Raw genomic sequence first — 18487 nt, 5'->3', positions numbered from 1 at the left:
GATGCCGCCCGGCAAGGAGCACCGGATGGTCGACACGCTGGCCACGGCATCCGCTCGCCGCAACGCCGCCCACGGCGGCACGCTCGTGGTGACCGGCAGACGCGACGTGGCGCAGGATGTCGTCGAACTCACGCTGGCCCGCCCCGGTGGCGAGCGGCTGCCGGACTGGGCGCCGGGCGCACACATCGACATCGTGCTCCCGGACGGCACCACCCGCCAGTACAGCCTGCTCGGCGACCGCTGGGATGCGCACAGCTTCACCATCGCGGTGCTGCGCGAACCCGCCGGCCGCGGCGGCTCCGAGCACATCCACGCGCAGCTCAGCGTCGGCGACACGGTCGGCTTCGGCGGCCCGCGCAACAACTTCCGCCTCTCCCCCGCTCCCGGCTACCTGTTCATCGCCGGCGGGATCGGCATCACTCCGCTGATGCCGATGATCCGCCAGGCCGAGCTGCTGGGCGACCCGTGGCGGCTGCTGTACCTGGGCCGCTCCCGCGCGCGGCTGGCCTACCTCGACGAACTGGCGGGGTACGGCGAGCGGGTGACCGTCCACACCGCGGACGAGCGCGGCCGCGCGGTGATCGACGACTGGATGCCGGATCCCGCCGTCCCGCCCCTCGTCTACGCATGCGGACCCGAGCGCCTTCTGGACGCGGTCGACCGGTGGGCGGCACCGCTGGGTCGCCACCGCGTCCGCCTGGAACGGTTCACCGCGCGCGGCGATGTGGACCGCCCCACCACGGCCTTCGACGTGGAGGTCGCCAGCAGCGGCGCCGTCGTCACGGTGCAGAAAGACGAGTCGATCGTCGACGCGCTGCGCCGCATCGATGTGGACGTGATCACCTCCTGCGCTCAGGGCGTCTGCGGAACGTGCGAGACCGGCGTGCTGGCCGGCGTCCCGGACCACCGCGACTCGCTGCTGAACGAGGCCGAGCGCGCGGAATCGCGCTGCCTGTACCCGTGCATCTCCCGGGCGGTCTCGGACCGCCTGGTGCTGGACCTGTGAACGACCGACCGAATCACGAAGGAAACCCATGAGCATCGTCGAGTCCCCGAGCACGCCGGATGCGGCATCCATCGATCCGTTCGATCTGGAGTTCCTGCGCGATCCGCTGCCGCACCACGCGGTGCTGCGCGACGCCGGACCCGTGGTCCGGCTCGAGAAGTACGGTGTGTACGCGATGGCGCGCTACGACGAGGTGCACGCCGCCCTCGTGGACTGGCAGAACTTCCAGTCGGCGGCCGGTGTCGGCCTGTCCAACTTCCGTCACGAGAAGCCGTGGCGGCCGCCGAGCGTGCTGCTGGAGGCCGACCCGCCGCGCCATGACGCGCCCCGCGCCGTGGTGGCGCCGCTGCTGACCACCCGGCGCCTGCGCGATCTGGAGCAGAGCTGGCGAGCGGATGCCGCGACCGTCGTGGCGGCGGTCCTCGATCGCGGCGACGAGTTCGACGCGGTGACGGATCTGGCCGAGGTGTTCCCACTGCGGGTCTTCCCGGATGCGGTCGGCATCGGCACCGAGGGCCGCGAGAACCTGCTGCCCTACGGGGACTTCGCCTTCAACGCGTTCGGCCCCCCGAACGAGCTCGTCACCGGCGCCGCGCCGCATATGCCCCCGGTCACCGAGTGGATCAGCCGGCAGTGCCTGCGCGAGAACCTCACCGACGACGGGTTCGGCGCGCAGATCTGGGCGGCCGCAGATCGCGGCGAGATCTCCCCCGAGCACGCCCCGATGATCGTCCGCTCGCTGCTGACGGCCGGCGTGGACACCACCGTGACCGGCATCGCGGCCATCGTGCACGCCCTGGCGCACAGCCCGGGCTCGGTCGCGCGGCTGCGCGCGGACCGTTCACTGACGCGCACGGCATTCGAGGAGGCGGTGCGCCTGGAGTCCCCGGTGCAGACGTTCTTCCGCACCGCGACCCGCGATCTGCGCGTGGGCGGCGTCGACATCGCCGACGGCGAGAAGATCCTGATGTTCCTCGGGGCGGCCAACCGCGACCCGCGGCGGTGGGCGGATCCCGACACGTTCGACCTGGACCGGGATCCCTCCGGACACGTGGCCTTCGGCATGGGCATCCACCAGTGCGTGGGCCAGCACATCGCCCGCCTCGAGGCGATCTGCGTCCTGGACGCGCTGCTGGACCGCATCGTGGAGGTCGAGCCGGCCGGCCCGGAGCGCCGTCACCTCAACAACACGCTGCGCGGCTGGGAGAGCATGCCGGTGCGCGTGCGGCGCGGCTGAGACCGAGCCGCCCGCGGGCATGCAGAAGGGGACGGATGCCGCGGCATCCGTCCCCTTCTCAGTGCTCAGTTTGCGACGCTGGCGGTGCGCCACCCACCCTGGTACTCGTTGCGTGCGGTGACCGCGTACGGCACCGGGCTGACGATCGCACGGACGGCGAGCTGATCGTGCGGCTGCACCGTCGTCTTCTTGGATCCGCCGTTGGGCTCGCCCCAGACCACGCGCACCTCGGCGCCGAGGGGGACGTCCACGTCGACGGTCGCAAGGGACAGTCCACGCTTCTCGTTGGCGGTCACACCGGTGAACAGCGACAGGCCGACGGTGTCGCCGTCCGCGTCGATCACGGCGTCGTAGTTCGACGATCCGTAGTTCGCGTTGGGCAGGTCGAAGACCTGGTAGCCGACGCCCTCGCGGTCGATCGGCGTGGTGAGCAGCTTCGCGAGGTCCTCGTCGTTCCAGGCGAGCGTGACCTTCTTGCGCTGCGATGCCGGGTCGATCTTCTCGAGCGCGTCACGGCCGATGAAGTCGTGGTCGAACTTCACGAACGAGCCGTATCCCAGCTCCCACGGGTTGAGGTAGTAGTCCTCGATGTCGTCCGAGACGAACGAGCCGGCGAGGGCGTTGATCGCCTCGTAGCTGTTGGCCGGCAGCCACTCGCGGTATGCGCGCTCGGCCTCGCTGGAGTAGATCGCCGGCAGCGGCGAGGGGATCCAGCCGGACTCGAGCGTGTTGGACGAGTAGGCGCGCGAGCCACACGGCTCGATGCCGAACTCGCGACCGGCCTCGAGGATCGCGTCGCGGATCTTGCCGTGCTGCTCGTACGGGCCCCACAGCTCCAGCCCGGGGGCGCCGGCCATGCCGTGGCGGAGGGTGCGAACCTTCTCGCCCGCGATGGTCAGCTCGCCCATGTGGAAGAAGCGGACCTTCTCCAGCTCGCCGCCGTTGAGCTTCTCGATGATCTGCCAGGCGTTGGGGCCCTGGATCTGGAAGCGGTAGTACTCGCGGTGCACGGCGGCGCCGTACGGGCGAGACGGCGAACGGTCGTCGTAGCGCGTCTCGACGTTGTAGCCGCCGGTCTCGGCGTGGAACTGCAGCCAGTTGGCGCCCGGGGCGCGGCCGACGTACACGTAGTCGTTCTCACCCTCGCGGAAGAGGATGCCGTCGCCGATCACACCGCCGTTGGAGGCGGTCGGCACGAACTGCTTCGCCGTGTTCAGCGGGAAGTTCGCGAAGCTGTTGATGCCGGTTTCCGACAGCAGCTTCAGCGCGTCCGGTCCGGAGATGAAGAAGTTCACCATGTGGTGCGTCTGGTCGAAGAGCACCGCAGACTCGCGCCACGCGATCTGCTCGCGGCGCCAGTTGGTGAACTCGGCCGGAACGACCGGGTAGATGTACGTCCCGAGCTGCGAATTTCGCAGGTGTTCGACGGTGTTGCCCGCCTCGTCGAGGACTTCCTGCAGATTGCTGGCCATGTCGTTCCCTTCAACATCTTCGTCTTTGTGGTCCTGCCGCGATGGTACGGAGAACATTTCCCTATGTCCAGAGGGATTTCAGGGTCACCAAAATTGTAACCAGAATCTTGACCATTGCGCTAGGGGTGTGGTTCTCTGGGTTCACGGGCCGGGCCGCGCTGCCCGCGGAGTTCCATGCCCGCCGTCCGCCCTCGTGCGGAGACCATCGAGTCAGGAGTTCCTTTGGCTGAGACAACCCGCACGCTTCTTGTGGTCAGCGCCCACGCCGGCGATTTCGTCTGGCGCGCGGGCGGCGCCATCGCCGCCGCCACGCTGCGCGGCGAGCGAGCAGTGGTGGTCTGCGTGTCCTATGGAGAGCGCGGCGAATCGGCCAGCCAGTGGCTGCAGGGCAAGTCGCTCGATGAGATCAAGGCCATCCGCCGGGAAGAGGCCACCGCTGCGGCAGCCGCGCTGGGCGCCGAGATCGAGTTCCTCGACGCGGGCGACTACCCTCTGCTCGAATCGACCGAGACCGTCGAGAAGCTCGTGGACGTCTTCCGCCGTGTGCAGCCCACCGTGGTGCTGACGCACCCGCTGGCCGATCCCTACAACGGCGACCACCCCGCGGCAGCCCGCATGGCGCTGCAGGCCCGCGTGCTGGCGCAGGCGATCGGTGTGGCCAACTCCGATGGCACCTTCCCGACCACGGACGAGATCATCGGCGCTCCGCCGGTCTTCTTCTTCGAACCGCACCAGCCCGAGCAATCCGACTTCAAGCCCAACGTGCTCCTGGACATCACGGCCGCGTTCCCGCTGAAGCAGAAGGCGATGGAGTGCCTGCCTGCCCAGAAGCACATGTGGGAGTACTACACCTCGCTCGCGGTGCGCCGCGGCGTGCAGGTCAAGCGCAACGCCGGCCCGAACCTGGGGCTGCCGGTGGACACGATGGGCGAGGCGTACGTGCGCTACTACCCCGCGGTCACGGACATCCTCGAATGAGCGCCGGTCACGTCGTCGTCACCGACATCGCACGGGCGGATGCCGCAACCGTCGACGCGCTCGCGGCGCTGGGTTCGGCGACCGTCCACGAGGCGATGGGGCGCATCGGCTACGTCGGCCCGCGCATCCGTCCCATCCAGCAGGACGTGTCCATCTCCGGCAGCGCGATCACCGTCCTGACCGCCCCCGGCGACAACCTCATGGTGCACGCCGCGATCGAGCAGGCACGGGCCGGCGACGTCATCGTGGTCGTGCCCACGACCGATTCCCCGTACGGGTTCATCGGCGAGCTGATGGCCACGCAGATGCAGGAGCGCGGCGTGCGCGCCTACGTCACCTCCGGCGGCGTCCGCGACACCGGTGAACTGCGCGCGATGGGCTTCCCGGTGTGGACGGCGCACATCAGCTCCGAGGGCACGGTCAAGGACACGGCCGGCTCGGTCAATGTCCCCGTGGTGCTCGGCGGAGTCGTGGTCAACCCGGGCGACATCGTGGTCGCCGACGACGACGGCGTGACGATCGTGCCGCGCGCCCGGGCTGCACACACCCTCGAGGCCGCGCAGGCGCGCGCCGCCAAAGAGGCGGCGACCCGGCTTCGGTATCAGGCCGGCGAGATCTCCCTCGACGTCAGCTCACTGCGCCCGATCCTGGCCGATCTGGGCGTCCAGTACATCAGTCAGGCGGAATTCACCCGTGACTGAGGACGTGCGCGACCCCTCCGGCGACGGCATCCGGTGCATGCTCATGCGCGGAGGCACGTCGAAGGGCGCGTACTTCCTCGCCGAGGACCTGCCGATGCAGCCCGCGGAGCGTGACAGCATCCTGCTGCGCGTGATGGGCAGCCCCGACCCCACCCAGATCGACGGTGTCGGGGGTGCGCATCCGCTGACCAGCAAGGTCGCCATCGTGTCGCCATCCGCCGAGTCCGACGTCGACGTGGACTACCTCTTCCTGCAGGTCGGGGTCGATCAGCCCACCGTGAGTGACGCGCAGACGTGCGGCAACCTGCTGGCCGGCGTCGGTGCGTTCGCCGTGGAGCGCGGACTCGTCACGCCCGGCGAGGAGACCACGACGGTGCGCATCCGGCTGGTCAACACCGGTGACCTGGCCATCGAGACCTTCCCGACACCGCGTGGGCGCGTCGATTACGACGGCGCCGCTTCGGGCACCGAGACGGCCATCGACGGCGTGCCGGGCACCGCTGCCGGTATCGAGATCCAGCTCAGCGCCGGTCCCGACGCGCGGCTGCTGCCCTCCGGCAACGTCACCGACGTGTTCGACGGTCACCGTGCCACGCTCATCGACAACGGAATGCCGGTCGTGCTGCTGCGCGCCGACGAGTTCGGCGTCGCCGGCACCGAGACCCCGACGGAACTGGAGGAGCGCGCCGATCTGAAGGACGCGCTCGAGAGCATCCGCCTGCAGGCCGGTCCGGCGATGGGGCTGGGCGATGTCGCCGGCGCCACGGTGCCGAAGATGTTCCTCCTCTCACCCGCGCGGCACGGCGGTGCCGTGTCGACCCGGGCGTTCATCCCTGCGCGCGTGCACACCTCGATCGGTGTGCTGATGGCCGCGTCCGTCGCCGCCGGCATCCGCATCCCCGGCGCGGTCGGCGCCGACATCGCCGCGCTCACCGACTCCGGCCCGGACGCCATCGAACACCCCGGCGGCACTTTCCCCGCCCGCGTGCAGGTGCAGCTCGGCGATGACGACCAGTGGCGCGCCACATCGATCTCCACCCGCACGGCCCGCAAGATCTTCGACGGCGTGGTCTATCCACGACCACGCCTGTAACACCCGCCAGAGAGGACCGCAGGATGACCGATTTCACCGCGTTCGACGTCGCCCACATCGGCAGCGTCGAGCTGCTCACGCCCAAGTTCGAGGAGAGCAAGGCGTTCTTCACCGACCTGCTCGCGATGCGCGTCGTCGCCGAGGAGGGCGACTCCGTCTTCCTGCGCACCTGGGACGAATACGAGCTGTACACGATCAAGCTCACGGCATCGGATGCCGCGGGTGTCGGACGCACGACGTTCCGTGCCTCCAGCGAGGATGCGCTGCAGCGCCGCGTCGCCGCGATCACCGAGACGGGCCTGGGCGGCAGCTGGGTCGACGGCGAGGTCGGCACCGGCCCCACGTTCGAGTTCACCGACCCCGACGGCCACGCGATGGCGATCTACTACGAGACCGAGCGCTACGTCGCCACCGATGACAAGCCGGCCCTGAAGAACCAGGCATCGCGGTTCCCGGGCCGCGGCGTCAACGCCCGCCGCCTGGACCACATCAACTACCTGGCCAAGGACGTCGTCGCCAACGGCGAGTTCATCGCCAAGGCGCTCGGCGGTCGCGAGAGTGAACGCATCAAGCTGGACGCCGGCGGCTACGCGGCATGGTGGTTCCACTTCAACAACAAGTCCTACGACGTCGTCTACTCCGACGACTGGACCCGTCACGGCAACCGCCTGCACCACATCGCCTTCGCACCCGACACGCGCGAGGACATCCTCAAGGCCGCCGACATCTTCCTCGAGAACGGCATCTACATCGAGTCGGGTCCGCACAAGCACGCGATCAACCAGACGTTCTTCCTGTACGTCTGGGAGCCCGGCGGCAACCGCATCGAATTCGCCAACGCGGGCGCGCGCCTGCTGCTGGACCCGGACCAGCCCGTCGTGGAGTGGACCCAGGAAGAGCGCAAGAAGGGCCAGGCGTGGGGCATGAAGACGATCGAGAGCTTCCACACGCACGGCACCCCGGTCGTGGACGTCGTCGCCGACTGACCTTCTCCCGCGCCGGCGCCCGGCTCATCGGATTCCCGCCCCAGCTGAGTCAATCAGTGGTGGAATGAAGAGAGACCGGGCGCTGCGCTGGGCAGCGTCGACGGCAACCATGCGAGCAACAACGCACAGAGGGGTGTGACATGACGGACACCATCGGCGCGGACTCCGCGACCGCAGTCGCCGGCGAGGCCGGCACGCAAATCAAGACGGGCCTGTACATCGGCGGACAGGAGCGGCACACCGCCGCCACGCTCGATGTCGCCGACCCGGGCAAGCCCGGCGTGATCGTGGGGCGCGCAGCCTCCGCCACGCCGCAGGACGTCGACGACGCCGTCGCCGCGGCCAAGGCCGCCTACCCGGCCTGGTCCGCGCTTTCCGCGCCGGAGCGGGCCGAGCAGATGCGCGCCGCCCTGGAAGGGATCGCCGACGCACGTGACGCGGATGCCGCGATCCTCTCGCAGGAGAACGGAAAGATCCGGTTCGAGTCGTGGGTGGATTCCCTGGTGTTCGAGATCCGGTGGAACCTCGCCCTGATGCTCGCCGACGAGGTGGGCACCGGCAAGGTCCTCCCGGTCGTTCCCGGCATCCCGGTGGAGACCACCGTCTCGTACCAATCCCTCGGTGTGGTCACCCTGATCGTGCCGTTCAACTGGCCGATCGCCATCCTGGGTGCCGCTCTCCCGCACGCGCTGCTGGCCGGCAACACCGCGATCGTCAAGCCGCCGCCCTCCACGCCCCTGGCGCTGACCCGTGTCGTGCAGCGGATCGCCCAGAAGCTCCCCGCCGGCGTGCTGAACGTCGTCACCGGCAAGGACGAGAACATGTCCGGCCTGATCTCGAACACCGACATCGCCAAGGTCTGCTTCACCGGCAGCGTCAACGGCGGCAAGCGCATCATGGAGATGGCATCCAAGTCCCTCACCCGGGTGACGCTCGAACTCGGCGGGAACGACGCGGCGATCTTCCTCGAGGACGCGATCCTCGACGATGCCCACCTGGACCGCATCTACGCCGCCGTGTTCGACACGACCGGGCAGATCTGCATGAACGCCAAGCGCCTGTACGTGCACCGCTCGCGGCTCGATGAGCTGGTCGCAGGGCTCTCCGCGCGCCTGGACAAGGCCGTGATCGGCTACGGACTGGACGAGGGCACCACCATGGGTCCACTGCACCAGAGCGCCCAGAAGGCGTTCGTGGAGGACATCATCCAGGAGGCCAAGGATGCCGGCGCCGACGTGCGCGAGTTCGGCGAGCTCCCCGGTGGAGATCTGGCCGGCGGCAACTTCCTGCGCCCGGCCATCGTCGTGGACCCCGACCCCGCGCTGCGCGTGGTCACGCAGGAGCAGTTCGGCCCGGTCATCCCGATCCTCCCGTTCGACACCGAGGATGAGGCGATCGCGGCGGCCAACGACACGTGGGCGGGGCTGTGCGGCTCGGTGTGGACGGCCGATGTCGACTCGGCCAACCGCGTCGGCGGACAGCTGGCGTGCGGCTACGTGTGGGTCAACGACCACGGCGCGACGCGCCTGGACCTGCGGGCGCCGTTCGGCGGCATGAAGCAGTCCGGGTTCGGTCGCGAGCAGGGCATCGAGGGCATCCGCGCCTTCCAGGACACCCGTTCCATCGCCCACATCGACGCCGCGGCCCTGGCCGCGCAAGCACACTGATGTCGCGGCTCGGGTCGGGCGGGAACGACTCCGCCCGACCCGATCCGTCTGCCCGCCCGGGGCACACGGACACGCTGACGGCGGCGAGCACCGCCGATCGGCGATCGTCCGCGGTGTTCCTGTTCATCGCCGTCTGCCTGATCGCGGCGAACATGCGCCCGACCATCACCTCGATCGGTCCGCTGCTGGATCAGATCGGCGCGGACACCGGCATGGGCGCCAGCACCCTCGGGCTGGTCGCCTCGGTGCCCCTGGTCGCCTGGGCGATCTTCTCCCCCGTCGCCCACGACCTGACCCGCCGGTTCGGGATGTCGCGGGTCATGCTGTGGGCGCTGCTCCTGCTGACGGTGGGCACCGTGGTGCGCTCGCTGCCCGGCCCGGTCGTGAGCCTGTGGATCGGCACCGCGCTGCTGGGGATCGCGCTGGCGATCGTCAACGTGCTCATGCCCGCGGTGGTCAAGCGGGACTTCTCCGGCCACGTGGCCGGGATGACCGCCCTGTACTCGGCACTCCTCGGCGGGTTCGGGGCGATCGCCTCGGGCATCGCCGTACCGGTCTCCCACCTCAGCTGGCCGCAGGATCCCGCCGGCTGGCGTTTCGCGCTGCTGCTGATCGGCGGCATCCTGCTGCCGTTCGCCATCGTCGCCTGGATCGTGACGTCCCGGCGCTCGCCCACCGTTGTGCCCGCCCGCGCGCCCGGCCGCCGCCGGCGCACGGGCATCTGGACTGACCGGACCGCGTGGCTGGTCGCCGGGTACATGGGCGCGCAGGCGTCGATCTTCTACATGCTGGTCACCTGGCTGGCGAGCATCTCCACCTCGATCGGACGCTCCCCAGTGGTCGCGGGCCTGGACGTCATGCTCTACCAGCTGTTCTCGATCGCCGGATCTCTGATCCTGCCGCTGCTGCTGCGCGGCCGCGCCCGCCGCGTGATCCCCGCGCTCATCCCGTCGGTCGGGGTGATCGGCGTCATCGGACTGATGCTGGCGCCCGAGGGGATCATGTTCTGGGCCGCGTGCCTCGGCTCCTCCTCGGGGGCGTCGCTGAGCATGTCGCTCACCCTGATGGCGCAGCGCGCCCGCGACCACGACACCGCAGCCGCTCTGTCGGGAATGTCCCAGTCCGTCGGCTATGTCGTCGCCGCGCTGGGACCGGTGCTGTTCGGCTGGGCGCACGCCACGACCGGCAACTGGATGATCTCGCTCGGCCTCCTGCTGCTGGCGCTGGCCTGCCAGTCGGTGATCGGCATGCTCGTCGGGCGCGACCGCTACGTCCTGGAGCGCTGACGCCGCCCGACGCCTCGCCGCGCCCCGCCCCCGCCCGGCGCCCGCGCCCCGGCCCCCCTGTTCACTTGCCCTGGATGTACGCCGAAAGCCTGGCGCCGCGTACATCCAGGGCAAGTGAACGGAGGAGAGGGCGGTGGGCGGGGCGGGCGGCGGCGAGCGGCGGGAGGCGGGCGGGGGCGGGCGTCGGGCGGGCGGGGCGAACGGCCGCTCAGCGCCGCGCGGGGAAGGCCAAGCGCCGCAGCAGATCGGTCAGCAGGCGCCGCTCGGCCGCGGACAGATCGTCGTGCAACTGCTGTTCCGCGCCGCGGGCGGATGCCTCCGCTTCCGCGTGGAGGGCGCGGCCTCGGTCGGTGGCGACGACGACGTTCGCGCGCCGGTCCGTGGGGTCGGGCTCGCGCACGACCAGTCCACGGGTCTGCAGCTCGTCCACGAGCGCGACGACCTGACTCGGATCCAGGCGCAGAAGCTCGGCCAGTTCGCGCTGGGACGGACGAGCGCTGCTCGCCGCCAGGGCCAGCACCGAATACGAGCGCACGCGCAGTCCGTGACGCGACAGCGCGGCATTGCCGGCCGCGAGCGAGAGCGCGTTGGCACGGGCGAGCAGGAAGCTCACGTCGTCGACCAACTCGCTCGCTGTGGAAGGAGAGTCGAGGCCGCTCTCCCTGCTGTCGCCGGCGCCGTCCATGAGGCGATGCTAGCAAGGATGCCAATCGTCAATCATTGACATTCTCAATGATTGACGATTGGATGGGCGTAGTCACAAAGGAGTTCGCATGTCTCTGCACGCCGCCCCCCTCGCGGGCAAGGTCGCCATCGTCACCGGATCCGGTCGGGGCCTCGGCTTCGCCTACGCCGCGGAGCTCGCCCGGCGGGGCGCGTCCGTCGTGATCAACGACGTGGATGCCGCCACCGCCGATGCCGCTGTCGCCGCCATCGTCGCGGACGGCGGCACGGCCGTCGCGGTCATCGCCCCGGTCGGACCCACCGAGACCGCGCAGCAGCTGGTGGCCGCCGCCGTTGAGAGCTTCGGTCGGCTCGACATCCTCGTCACCAACGCCGGCGTGCTGCGCGACACCGTGCTCTGGAAGATGAGCGACGACGACTTCGACACGGTCATCAACGTGCACCTCCGCGGCACCTTCACCTGCACGCGCGAAGCGGTGACGTACATGCGCGATAACGGCATCCGCGGCCGCATCATCGCGATCGGCTCACCTACGGGCCAGCGCGGCAACTTCGGCCAGACCAACTACGCGGCCGCCAAGGCCGGCATCGTCGGGATGGTGCGCACCTGGGCGCTCGAGCTCAAGCGTGCCGGCATCACCGCGAACGCGGTCATCCCGGTAGCCGCCACCGCGATGACCGCCACGGTGCCCTACTTCGCCGCGGCCGTCGAAGCCGACGCCAAGGGCGAGGCGATGCCCGCGTTCTTCCGTCACGACCTGGGCTTCGGAACGTCCGACGACGTCGCAGGCCTCATCGCCTATCTCGCATCGGATGCCGCGGCCGACGTCACCGGCCAGGCCATCGGCGTCGGCGGCGACCGGCTCCAGCTGTGGTCGCACCCGGAGCCGGTCGTCACGGCATACCGGGACGGCGGCTGGACCTATGACGCGCTCCAGGAGTCCTTCGGCGGCGAACTCGGCGGGGCACTGGAAACGGTCGGCGAACAGTTCCCGCCGCTGCCCGCCGACCTGCAGCGCCCCCCGGCGTAGGGGGCGTCATGACGCGCTACGAGCCTGCGATCGACGTCGACGCGCTGACCGCGATCGACGTCCATGTGCACATCGAGATCGGTGCGCACGGTCACGCGTCGCTGCCGCCTGCGCTGGTGGAAGCCGCGTCGAAGTACTTCAGCACCGACGGCCCCCGGCCGGACCTGGACAGCGTCGCGGCGTATTACCGCGACCGGAAGATGGCCGCGGTCGTCTTCACCGTCGATGCGACGACCCGTCTCGGGCACTCGCCGATCTCGAGCACCGATATCGCGGAGGGGGCCGCGCGCAACAACGACGTGCTGATCCCGTTCGGCTCCGTCGATCCGCTCCAGGGAGCCGCCGCGGTCGCCGCGGCACGGCGCCTCGTGGAGGAGAACGGGGTTCGGGGCTTCAAATTCCACCCGACCGTGCAGGGCTTCGACCCGAGCGACGAGCAGCACTACCCGCTGTATGCGGCCATCCAGGAGCTCGGGGCGGTGGCGTTGTTCCACACCGGCCAGACCGGGATCGGCGCGGGCATGCCGGGCGGGTACGGGTTGAAGCTGGGACTGTCCAACCCCATCCTGCTGGACCCGATCGCGGCGGATTTCCCCGAGCTGCAGATCATCATGGCCCATCCGTCGGTGCCGTGGCAGGACGAGGCCATCTCGGTGGCAACGCACAAGCACAACACGTGGATCGACCTGTCCGGGTGGAGCCCCAAGTACTTCCCGGAGTCGCTGGTGCGCGCCGCCAACTCGTTCCTCAAGAGCCGCGTGCTGTTCGGATCCGACTTCCCTATGCTGACTCCGGATCGCTGGATCGGCGACGCCGGAAAGACCGCACTGAAGCCCGAAGTGATGCCCGGGATCATGCGCGACAACGCCGCGCGACTGCTGGGCCTGCACAGCGAGACGAAACGCCCGACCAAGGAGCACCCATGACCACCTCCATCGCATACGCCGATGTCGCCGGCCTCGCCGGCACCGATCTCGGTTTCACCGACTGGCTGGAGATGACCCAGGAGCGCGTGAACACGTTCGCCGATGCCACCGGCGACCACCAGTGGATCCACGTCGACCCGGAACGCGCGAAGAGCGGGCCGTTCGGCGCGCCCATCGCGCACGGCTTCCTGACCCTCTCCCTCGCGGTCACCTTCTGGACCGAGCTGCTGGATGTGGACGGCGTGACGACGAAGGTCAACTACGGACTGGACAAGGTGCGCTTCGTCTCTCCCGTCCCGGTGGGTGCGCGCGTGCGCATGGGCGCGGTCATCGCCGAGGTCACCGAGATCGCCGGCGGCTACCAGCTGACCGTCGATCAGACCATCGAGATCGACGGCGCCGCCAAGCCGGCCGTCGTGGCCCGCGGCCTCTACCGCTTCTACGCGTAGCCGGCCCCGGCATCGCGCCGGCGCCCACCGTTCCGACTCGACGAAGAGACACCCGATGCACAATCAAGGACTGGGCGCCTGGATGGCCAAGCGACGCCTCAAGACGCCCGACAAACCCGCGCTGATCCACGCGGACGGCGAGTCGGTCAGCTACCGGCAGCTCGCCGACGCCACCGACCGCGTCTCGGCACTGCTGTGGCACCGCGGGGTGCGCAAGGGCGATCGGGTCGCGTTCATCGGCGAGAACAGCCCGGAGTTCGTCCAGGTGCTGTTCGGGACCGCTCAGCTCGGAGCCGTGTTCGTCCCCGTCAACACCAGGCTCGCGCCGCCCGAGATCGCCCATGTGCTCACCGACTCCGGCGCACGTGTACTGATCCACGGTCCGGAGTTCGCCGGCCGCGTCGCCGACGGCGTCGCGACGGCGGGGATCCCCCACGTCATCGTGACCGGCGACGGCGGGCTGAACGACCTGCTGGCCGCCACGCCGGGCGGCCACGTCGATGCCGACGTGGCGCTGGATGACCCGGCTGCGATCCTGTACACCTCGGGAACGACCGGCAAGGCGAAGGGCGCCGTGCTGACGCACCAGAACCTGACCTCGGTCGCGCTGAACTGTCTCGTCGACTACGACATCGTCTCCACCGACGTCGCACTGATGATCTCGCCGCTCTTCCACGCGGCATCCCTGGGGATGGGCGCGCTGCCGGTGATCCTCAAGGGCGCCACCATGGTGCTGGAGAAGGGGTTCGAGGCCGGCCGGGCGCTGGAGCTGATCGAGCACCATGGGGTGACGATGCTGAGCGGCGTGCCGACGACCTTCCAGCTTCTTGCCGATCATCCTCGCTGGGGGGAGACGGATCTGAGCACACTGCAGAAGCTCACCTGCGGGGGGTCGGCCGTGCCCACGCGCATCCTGAACGCCTACGAACAGCGCGGCCTGTCGTTCTCGCAGGGGTACGGCATGACCGAGACATCCCCGGGCGCGACGTCGCTGGCGCCGGACAAGACGAGGTCCAAGCAGGGCAGCGTCGGTCTTCCGCACTTCTTCACGGATGTCCGGATCGTCGACGGCAACGGAGCGATGGTGCCGCGCGGCACCGTGGGCGAGATCGAGGTGACCGGCCCCAATGTGTTCGCCGGCTACCTCAACCTTCCCGCTGAGACCGCCGCGGCGTTCTCGCCGGACGGGTGGTTCCGCTCCGGCGACATGGGGTATCTGGACCCGGATGGCTACCTGTTCATCGCGGACCGGCTGAAGGACATGATCATCTCCGGCGGCGAGAACATCTACCCCGCCGAGATCGAGAACCTGATCAACGACATCGACGGAGTCACCGGGGTCGCCGTCATCGGCGTGTCCGACGACGCGTGGGGCGAGGTGCCGCTGGCTGTCCTCACGGTGCGCGGCGGAGCGGCGGTCTCGGTGCACGATGTGCGTGCTCACCTGGACGGAAAGCTCGCTCGCTACAAGATCCCCAAGAGGGTCATCGTCACGGACGAGCTCCCGCGGACCGCGTCCGGGAAGGTGCGGAAGGCCGATCTCCGGGCACGCTTCGGGGGCTGATCTCGGACGTGGCGGCGATCGCGGTGAATTGCGCGTCGGATGCCGGGTCCAGTCGTGCGCGCCACGACCAGAAGACCTCGTAGGACCGGTCTGACGGCCACTGCGGATCGAGGAAGTCGCGGGGAAGGCGAGGGTCCGCGCGCAGCAGCGCCAGCCAATCGGCCACCAGCATGGTCCGCGCGGCCAGTGCCCCACCCGCATCGGCATCGGCATCGGCGGACGGCGCCGACCAGGCCTCGATGAACGCGGTGTGCGCGGTGCTGATGCTGTCCAGATCCCAGGCGGCCCGCACGCTGTCGGCGATCGGGAATCCCTCGAGCTCGCGTGCGTGGAACCCGGCCACCGCGCCGCCCGGAAGGTCCCCGCGCAGCGGCGCGAGCGCCGCCCCGAGATCGACCTCCCCCGGGGCGACCCACAGTCCGTCCCGCAGGGGGGCGAACCCCTCCCAGGTCAGTGCAGAGCGCAGCCGGTGCCGGAGCGTGCGCTGGTTCTCCGGGACGCTGAAGGTGACCAGCGTCCAGCCCTCTCCCTGCGGGGCGAAGGGGGACGGTCCGCGCACGCGCTGCACCGCCTCGCGCAGCACGGCGCTTCCGTCTCCGGTCAGGGAGAACGCGATCTCCCGCCCGCGCCGCTCGCGGGCGAGCATCCCGCGTCGAACCATGCGATCGAGCGTGGCCCGCGTGGCCGGCGCCGCCACCCCGGCGCCTTCCAGCACGTCGATCAGGGCGCTGGCGCGCAGCGGCGGAACGTCCTGGTCGACGACGAACTCGCCGAAGAACGCCAGCAGCAGTTGCTTGGGCTGTCTGCTGCGCAGGCTGCGTCCCCGTTCGGCGGGATCCGGATCGAAGATCACGCTGCCGGCCGCACGGCCTCGCCGCGCTTCGCCCGCTGGATCTGCTCGTACACGTGGGTGCGCAGCTCGGTGAACCGCGGCAGCGCGCGGGTGGTGATCTGATCCCGCTCCGCAGCCAGGTCGATGGCGAGATCCTCCTGCACCCAGGTCGGCGATTTGGACAGGACCACCACTCGCTCCCCCAGGTACACCGATTCGTCGATGTCATGCGTGACGAACAGGATGGACATCCCTCGCTCGCGGTGAAGCGTCCGCACGAGGTCCTCCAGATCTGCGCGCGTCTGGGCGTCCACGGCAGCGAACGGCTCGTCCATGATCAGCACCTCGGGCTGGTACGCCACCGCGCGCGCGATGGCGACGCGCTGCTGCATCCCGCCCGACAGCTGCCAGGGGTAGCTCTTGGCGGCGTGGTCGAGCCCGACGGCGGTGAGAGCGTCGTCGATGAGGCGATCCCGGTCTGCACGCGAGAGTTTCTTGTGCTTGAGCGGCAGCTCGACGTTGCCGCTCACGGTCAGCCACGGATACAGGCTGCGCCCGTACTCCTGGAAGACCAGCGCCATCTTGTCGGGCGGGGTCGTCACCGTCTTGCCGTCGAGCTGGACGATGCCCGAGGTCGGCTTGAGCAGCCCGGCGATGCACTTCAGAAGCGTCGTCTTGCCGCACCCGGACGGACCGACGATGCACACCAGCTCACCGGCGGCCATCCGGAAGCTGATGTCTCCGATCGCCTCGACGTTTCCCGTCGAGGACTCGTAGACCTTGCGCAGGTTCTGGACGTTCAACAGCGTGTCAGGCACGCTCCACCTCCTTGATTCCGTGGTACCAGCGCAGCACGCGGCGCTCGACGAATCCGAAGATCGTCGCGAGAAGCACTCCGATGAGCCCGAGCAGCAGGATGCCGCTCCACATCTCGGCGATGAGGTAGTTGCGCTGGAAGTAGACGATCTGGAATCCGAGACCAGACGACGCGTAGCCGAGCTCGGAGATGACCATGAGGATGAGGGCGATCGACAGCGACTGCCGCACCCCCGCCATGATCCGCGGGCTGGCCGCGGGAAGTACCAGATAGCGGAGGCGCTCGGACGAAGTCACCGCGAACGATCGTGCCGTCTCGGTCATGACCGAGTCCGTCGAGCGCACGCCCTCGATCGTGTTCAGCAGGATCGGCCACACCGACCCGAGGACGATCACCACGACTTTCATGGCATCGGTCGGGCCCATCAGCACAACCGCGATCGGAAGCAGCACCGGCGGCGGAACCGCGCGGAAGAACTCCAGCATCGGCTCGAGCAGGTCGCGCAGCCAGCGGTTCAGACCGATCAGCGTGCCGGCTGCGATGCCGACCGCGATCGACAAGACGATGCCGATCCCCAGACGCGCCAGGCTCGGCAGCACGTCGGTGACGAACGCCGGGCCGATCCAGGTGTCGACGAACGCCGCGATGAGCTCCGCGGGAGACGGGAAGAATTTCGCGGGGGCGATCGTGGCCCAGATGCCCCAGATCACCACGAGGACGACGGGCAGGCCGATCGCATAGATGGTGCTCTCGCCGATCTTCGCCCACACTCGTGAGGGGCGTCGGGGCGTGACGACCGTGCTCGTGTAGAGGGTCACAGCACGTCCTCCCCTCGTACCGACTGATGCCATGAGAGCGTCCTGCGCTCGATCGCGCGGAAGACGAGGTTGATGAGAAGGCCGAGCAGCCCGGTGACGATGACCAGTGCGTACACCGCCGGCCAATTGCCCGCCGACTGCGCGAACACGATCTCACGCCCGAGCCCGGGGTTTCCGATGAACATCTCCGCCGTGATCGCGAGGATCAGCGCCACGGCAGCGGCCAGTCGCACGCCGGTCATGAGATACGGGAGCGCGGTGGGGAAGACGAGATTGACGATCCGCGACCCTCGCGACAACCCGAAGCTGCGGGCCGTGTCGCGCGCGACGGCATCCACGTCCGCGACGCCGTACAGCACCTGGATGAACACCTGCCAGAAGCTCGCGTAGACGATGATCAGCAGCGCCGACTGGATCTGGTAGCCGAACAGAAGCACCGCGAGCGGGATGAGCGCCACCGACGGGATCGGCCGGAGAAATTCCACAGTGGTGTGGGTCGCCCGGCGCAGGAACGGCACGAGCCCGATGATCGTGCCGAGCACCACGGCGAGCACCGTGGCCATGAGCAGACCGATGCCCCACTTCGTGAGCGTGCGGCCGACGTTTCGCCAGAACTCCAGATCGCGCACGTCCTGACCGACCTGCGCGAGCGTCTCGGTCGCGGTCGGGAAGTAGCGCGGGTCGACGATGCCCAGCGAGGGCAGCAGCTGCCACGTCACGAGGAACCCGACGATGCCGGCGGTGCCCAGTGCGATCTTCCGCGCGGATCGGGTGCGGCGGCCGCGGCGGAACCGCCGCGCATCCTGAACGGTCTGCGTCTGTACGGGCGCCCCCGTCGTACCGTCGGTGTGCATGGCTCTCTTCCCGAGGGCGAGGAGAGGGGCGGGGGGCGCCCGCGGCGGGGGCCCGGCCCCCCCCCCGGGCGCGAGGGCGGGGGGGT

The 18487-nt window shown here is 69.5% G+C and carries 18 protein-coding genes; 12 read left to right on the top strand and 6 right to left on the bottom strand.

Annotation, left to right across the window (positions count from 1 at the left end):
• Positions 1 to 25: 25 nt before the first annotated feature.
• Complete coding sequence (locus tag NQ152_RS05280) at positions 26 to 1006, top strand: PDR/VanB family oxidoreductase (RefSeq protein WP_257523261.1); 981 nt, start codon at positions 26 to 28, stop codon at positions 1004 to 1006.
• Between the two features lie 28 nt (positions 1007 to 1034).
• Positions 1035 to 2243 carry a cytochrome P450 gene (locus NQ152_RS05275; protein WP_257523260.1) on the top strand — a complete coding sequence of 403 codons (1209 nt, stop codon included), beginning with the start codon at positions 1035 to 1037 and terminating at the stop codon, positions 2241 to 2243.
• Positions 2244 to 2308: 65 nt separating this feature from the next.
• On the opposite strand, the gene NQ152_RS05270 is transcribed toward NQ152_RS05275, so the two are convergent.
• On the bottom strand, positions 2309 to 3715 hold the full coding sequence (locus NQ152_RS05270) for an aminomethyl transferase family protein (RefSeq protein WP_257523259.1): 1407 nt from the start codon (positions 3713 to 3715) through the stop codon (positions 2309 to 2311).
• A gap of 222 nt (positions 3716 to 3937) precedes the next feature.
• Between NQ152_RS05270 and NQ152_RS05265 the strand changes: the two genes are divergently transcribed.
• The 6 genes from NQ152_RS05265 to NQ152_RS05240 all read left to right on the top strand — a co-directional run bounded on the left by NQ152_RS05265 (position 3938) and on the right by NQ152_RS05240 (position 10426).
• Entirely contained in the window at positions 3938 to 4693 is a 756-nt protein-coding gene (locus NQ152_RS05265; RefSeq protein ID WP_257501163.1) for a PIG-L deacetylase family protein, read from the top strand.
• A complete protein-coding gene (locus NQ152_RS05260; protein WP_257523258.1) occupies positions 4690 to 5394 on the top strand; it encodes a 4-carboxy-4-hydroxy-2-oxoadipate aldolase/oxaloacetate decarboxylase in 705 nt (234 codons plus the stop codon). The genes NQ152_RS05265 and NQ152_RS05260 overlap by 4 nt, the downstream gene beginning before the upstream one ends.
• A complete protein-coding gene (locus NQ152_RS05255) occupies positions 5387 to 6487 on the top strand; it encodes a PrpF domain-containing protein (protein WP_257523257.1) in 1101 nt (366 codons plus the stop codon). The genes NQ152_RS05260 and NQ152_RS05255 overlap by 8 nt, the downstream gene beginning before the upstream one ends.
• Positions 6488 to 6510: 23 nt before the next feature.
• Positions 6511 to 7473: a VOC family protein gene (locus NQ152_RS05250; protein ID WP_257501160.1), complete on the top strand. Its 963-nt coding sequence runs from the start codon at positions 6511 to 6513 to the stop codon at positions 7471 to 7473.
• A 140-nt stretch (positions 7474 to 7613) separates the two neighbouring features.
• The gene (locus tag NQ152_RS05245; RefSeq protein ID WP_257523256.1) at positions 7614 to 9140 is read left to right on the top strand and encodes an aldehyde dehydrogenase family protein; all 1527 of its coding nucleotides are present in this window, start codon (positions 7614 to 7616) and stop codon (positions 9138 to 9140) included.
• Entirely contained in the window at positions 9140 to 10426 is a 1287-nt protein-coding gene (locus NQ152_RS05240) for an MFS transporter (protein ID WP_257523255.1), read from the top strand. The genes NQ152_RS05245 and NQ152_RS05240 overlap by 1 nt, the downstream gene beginning before the upstream one ends.
• Before the next feature lie 208 nt (positions 10427 to 10634).
• On the opposite strand, the gene NQ152_RS05235 is transcribed toward NQ152_RS05240, so the two are convergent.
• On the bottom strand, positions 10635 to 11111 hold the full coding sequence (locus NQ152_RS05235; protein ID WP_257501157.1) for a MarR family winged helix-turn-helix transcriptional regulator: 477 nt from the start codon (positions 11109 to 11111) through the stop codon (positions 10635 to 10637).
• Positions 11112 to 11199: 88 nt separating this feature from the next.
• Between NQ152_RS05235 and NQ152_RS05230 the strand changes: the two genes are divergently transcribed.
• Genes NQ152_RS05230 through NQ152_RS05215 form a run of 4 tightly spaced genes read left to right on the top strand, consistent with a single transcriptional unit; the run spans position 11200 to position 15080 of the window.
• Positions 11200 to 12141, top strand: coding sequence for an SDR family NAD(P)-dependent oxidoreductase (locus tag NQ152_RS05230; protein WP_257523254.1), 942 nt, complete (start codon positions 11200 to 11202; stop codon positions 12139 to 12141).
• An 8-nt stretch (positions 12142 to 12149) separates the two neighbouring features.
• Entirely contained in the window at positions 12150 to 13067 is a 918-nt protein-coding gene (locus NQ152_RS05225) for an amidohydrolase family protein (RefSeq protein WP_257501155.1), read from the top strand.
• A complete protein-coding gene (locus NQ152_RS05220; protein WP_257523253.1) occupies positions 13064 to 13516 on the top strand; it encodes a MaoC family dehydratase in 453 nt (150 codons plus the stop codon). Before NQ152_RS05225 ends, NQ152_RS05220 begins: the two co-directional genes overlap by 4 nt.
• A gap of 55 nt (positions 13517 to 13571) precedes the next feature.
• Positions 13572 to 15080: a long-chain fatty acid--CoA ligase gene (locus NQ152_RS05215; protein ID WP_257523252.1), complete on the top strand. Its 1509-nt coding sequence runs from the start codon at positions 13572 to 13574 to the stop codon at positions 15078 to 15080.
• Here the strand turns inward: NQ152_RS05215 and NQ152_RS05210 are convergent.
• From NQ152_RS05210 to NQ152_RS05195, 4 genes are read right to left on the bottom strand one after another with little or no spacing between them, the layout of a single operon-like run.
• A complete protein-coding gene (locus tag NQ152_RS05210) occupies positions 15007 to 15933 on the bottom strand; it encodes a PaaX family transcriptional regulator C-terminal domain-containing protein (protein WP_257523251.1) in 927 nt (308 codons plus the stop codon). The two genes, NQ152_RS05215 and NQ152_RS05210, sit on opposite strands and share 74 nt — an antisense overlap.
• Positions 15930 to 16730: an ABC transporter ATP-binding protein gene (locus NQ152_RS05205; protein ID WP_257501151.1), complete on the bottom strand. Its 801-nt coding sequence runs from the start codon at positions 16728 to 16730 to the stop codon at positions 15930 to 15932. Before NQ152_RS05205 ends, NQ152_RS05210 begins: the two co-directional genes overlap by 4 nt.
• Positions 16723 to 17547, bottom strand: a complete 825-nt coding sequence (locus NQ152_RS05200; protein ID WP_257523250.1) for an ABC transporter permease — start codon at positions 17545 to 17547, stop codon at positions 16723 to 16725. Before NQ152_RS05200 ends, NQ152_RS05205 begins: the two co-directional genes overlap by 8 nt.
• Positions 17544 to 18401, bottom strand: a complete 858-nt coding sequence (locus NQ152_RS05195; RefSeq protein WP_257523249.1) for an ABC transporter permease — start codon at positions 18399 to 18401, stop codon at positions 17544 to 17546. The genes NQ152_RS05200 and NQ152_RS05195 overlap by 4 nt, the downstream gene beginning before the upstream one ends.
• Between the last annotated feature and the right edge of the window lie 86 nt (positions 18402 to 18487).

Origin of the sequence: Microbacterium sp. zg.B48, assembly GCF_024623505.1 — a bacterium.
GTDB lineage: Bacteria > Actinomycetota > Actinomycetes > Actinomycetales > Microbacteriaceae > Microbacterium.
The sequence above is the reverse complement of the archived record's forward strand: the minus strand, read 5'-3'. Positions and strand labels throughout refer to the sequence as shown.

Bases quoted from the DNA above. Each gene is read 5' to 3' on its own strand.
- NQ152_RS05280 (WP_257523261.1), top strand. From the start codon at position 26: ATGGTCGACACGCTGGCCACGGCATCCGCTCGCCGCAACGCCGCCCAC.
- NQ152_RS05250 (WP_257501160.1), top strand. From the start codon at position 6,511: ATGACCGATTTCACCGCGTTCGACGTCGCCCACATCGGCAGCGTCGAG.
- NQ152_RS05260 (WP_257523258.1), top strand. From the start codon at position 4,690: ATGAGCGCCGGTCACGTCGTCGTCACCGACATCGCACGGGCGGATGCC.
- NQ152_RS05275 (WP_257523260.1), top strand. From the start codon at position 1,035: ATGAGCATCGTCGAGTCCCCGAGCACGCCGGATGCGGCATCCATCGAT.
- NQ152_RS05215 (WP_257523252.1), top strand. From the start codon at position 13,572: ATGCACAATCAAGGACTGGGCGCCTGGATGGCCAAGCGACGCCTCAAG.
- NQ152_RS05245 (WP_257523256.1), top strand. From the start codon at position 7,614: ATGACGGACACCATCGGCGCGGACTCCGCGACCGCAGTCGCCGGCGAG.
- NQ152_RS05230 (WP_257523254.1), top strand. From the start codon at position 11,200: ATGTCTCTGCACGCCGCCCCCCTCGCGGGCAAGGTCGCCATCGTCACC.
- NQ152_RS05235 (WP_257501157.1), bottom strand. From the start codon at position 11,111: ATGGACGGCGCCGGCGACAGCAGGGAGAGCGGCCTCGACTCTCCTTCC.
- NQ152_RS05240 (WP_257523255.1), top strand. From the start codon at position 9,140: ATGTCGCGGCTCGGGTCGGGCGGGAACGACTCCGCCCGACCCGATCCG.
- NQ152_RS05225 (WP_257501155.1), top strand. From the start codon at position 12,150: ATGACGCGCTACGAGCCTGCGATCGACGTCGACGCGCTGACCGCGATC.
- NQ152_RS05195 (WP_257523249.1), bottom strand. From the start codon at position 18,401: ATGCACACCGACGGTACGACGGGGGCGCCCGTACAGACGCAGACCGTT.
- NQ152_RS05220 (WP_257523253.1), top strand. From the start codon at position 13,064: ATGACCACCTCCATCGCATACGCCGATGTCGCCGGCCTCGCCGGCACC.
- NQ152_RS05270 (WP_257523259.1), bottom strand. From the start codon at position 3,715: ATGGCCAGCAATCTGCAGGAAGTCCTCGACGAGGCGGGCAACACCGTC.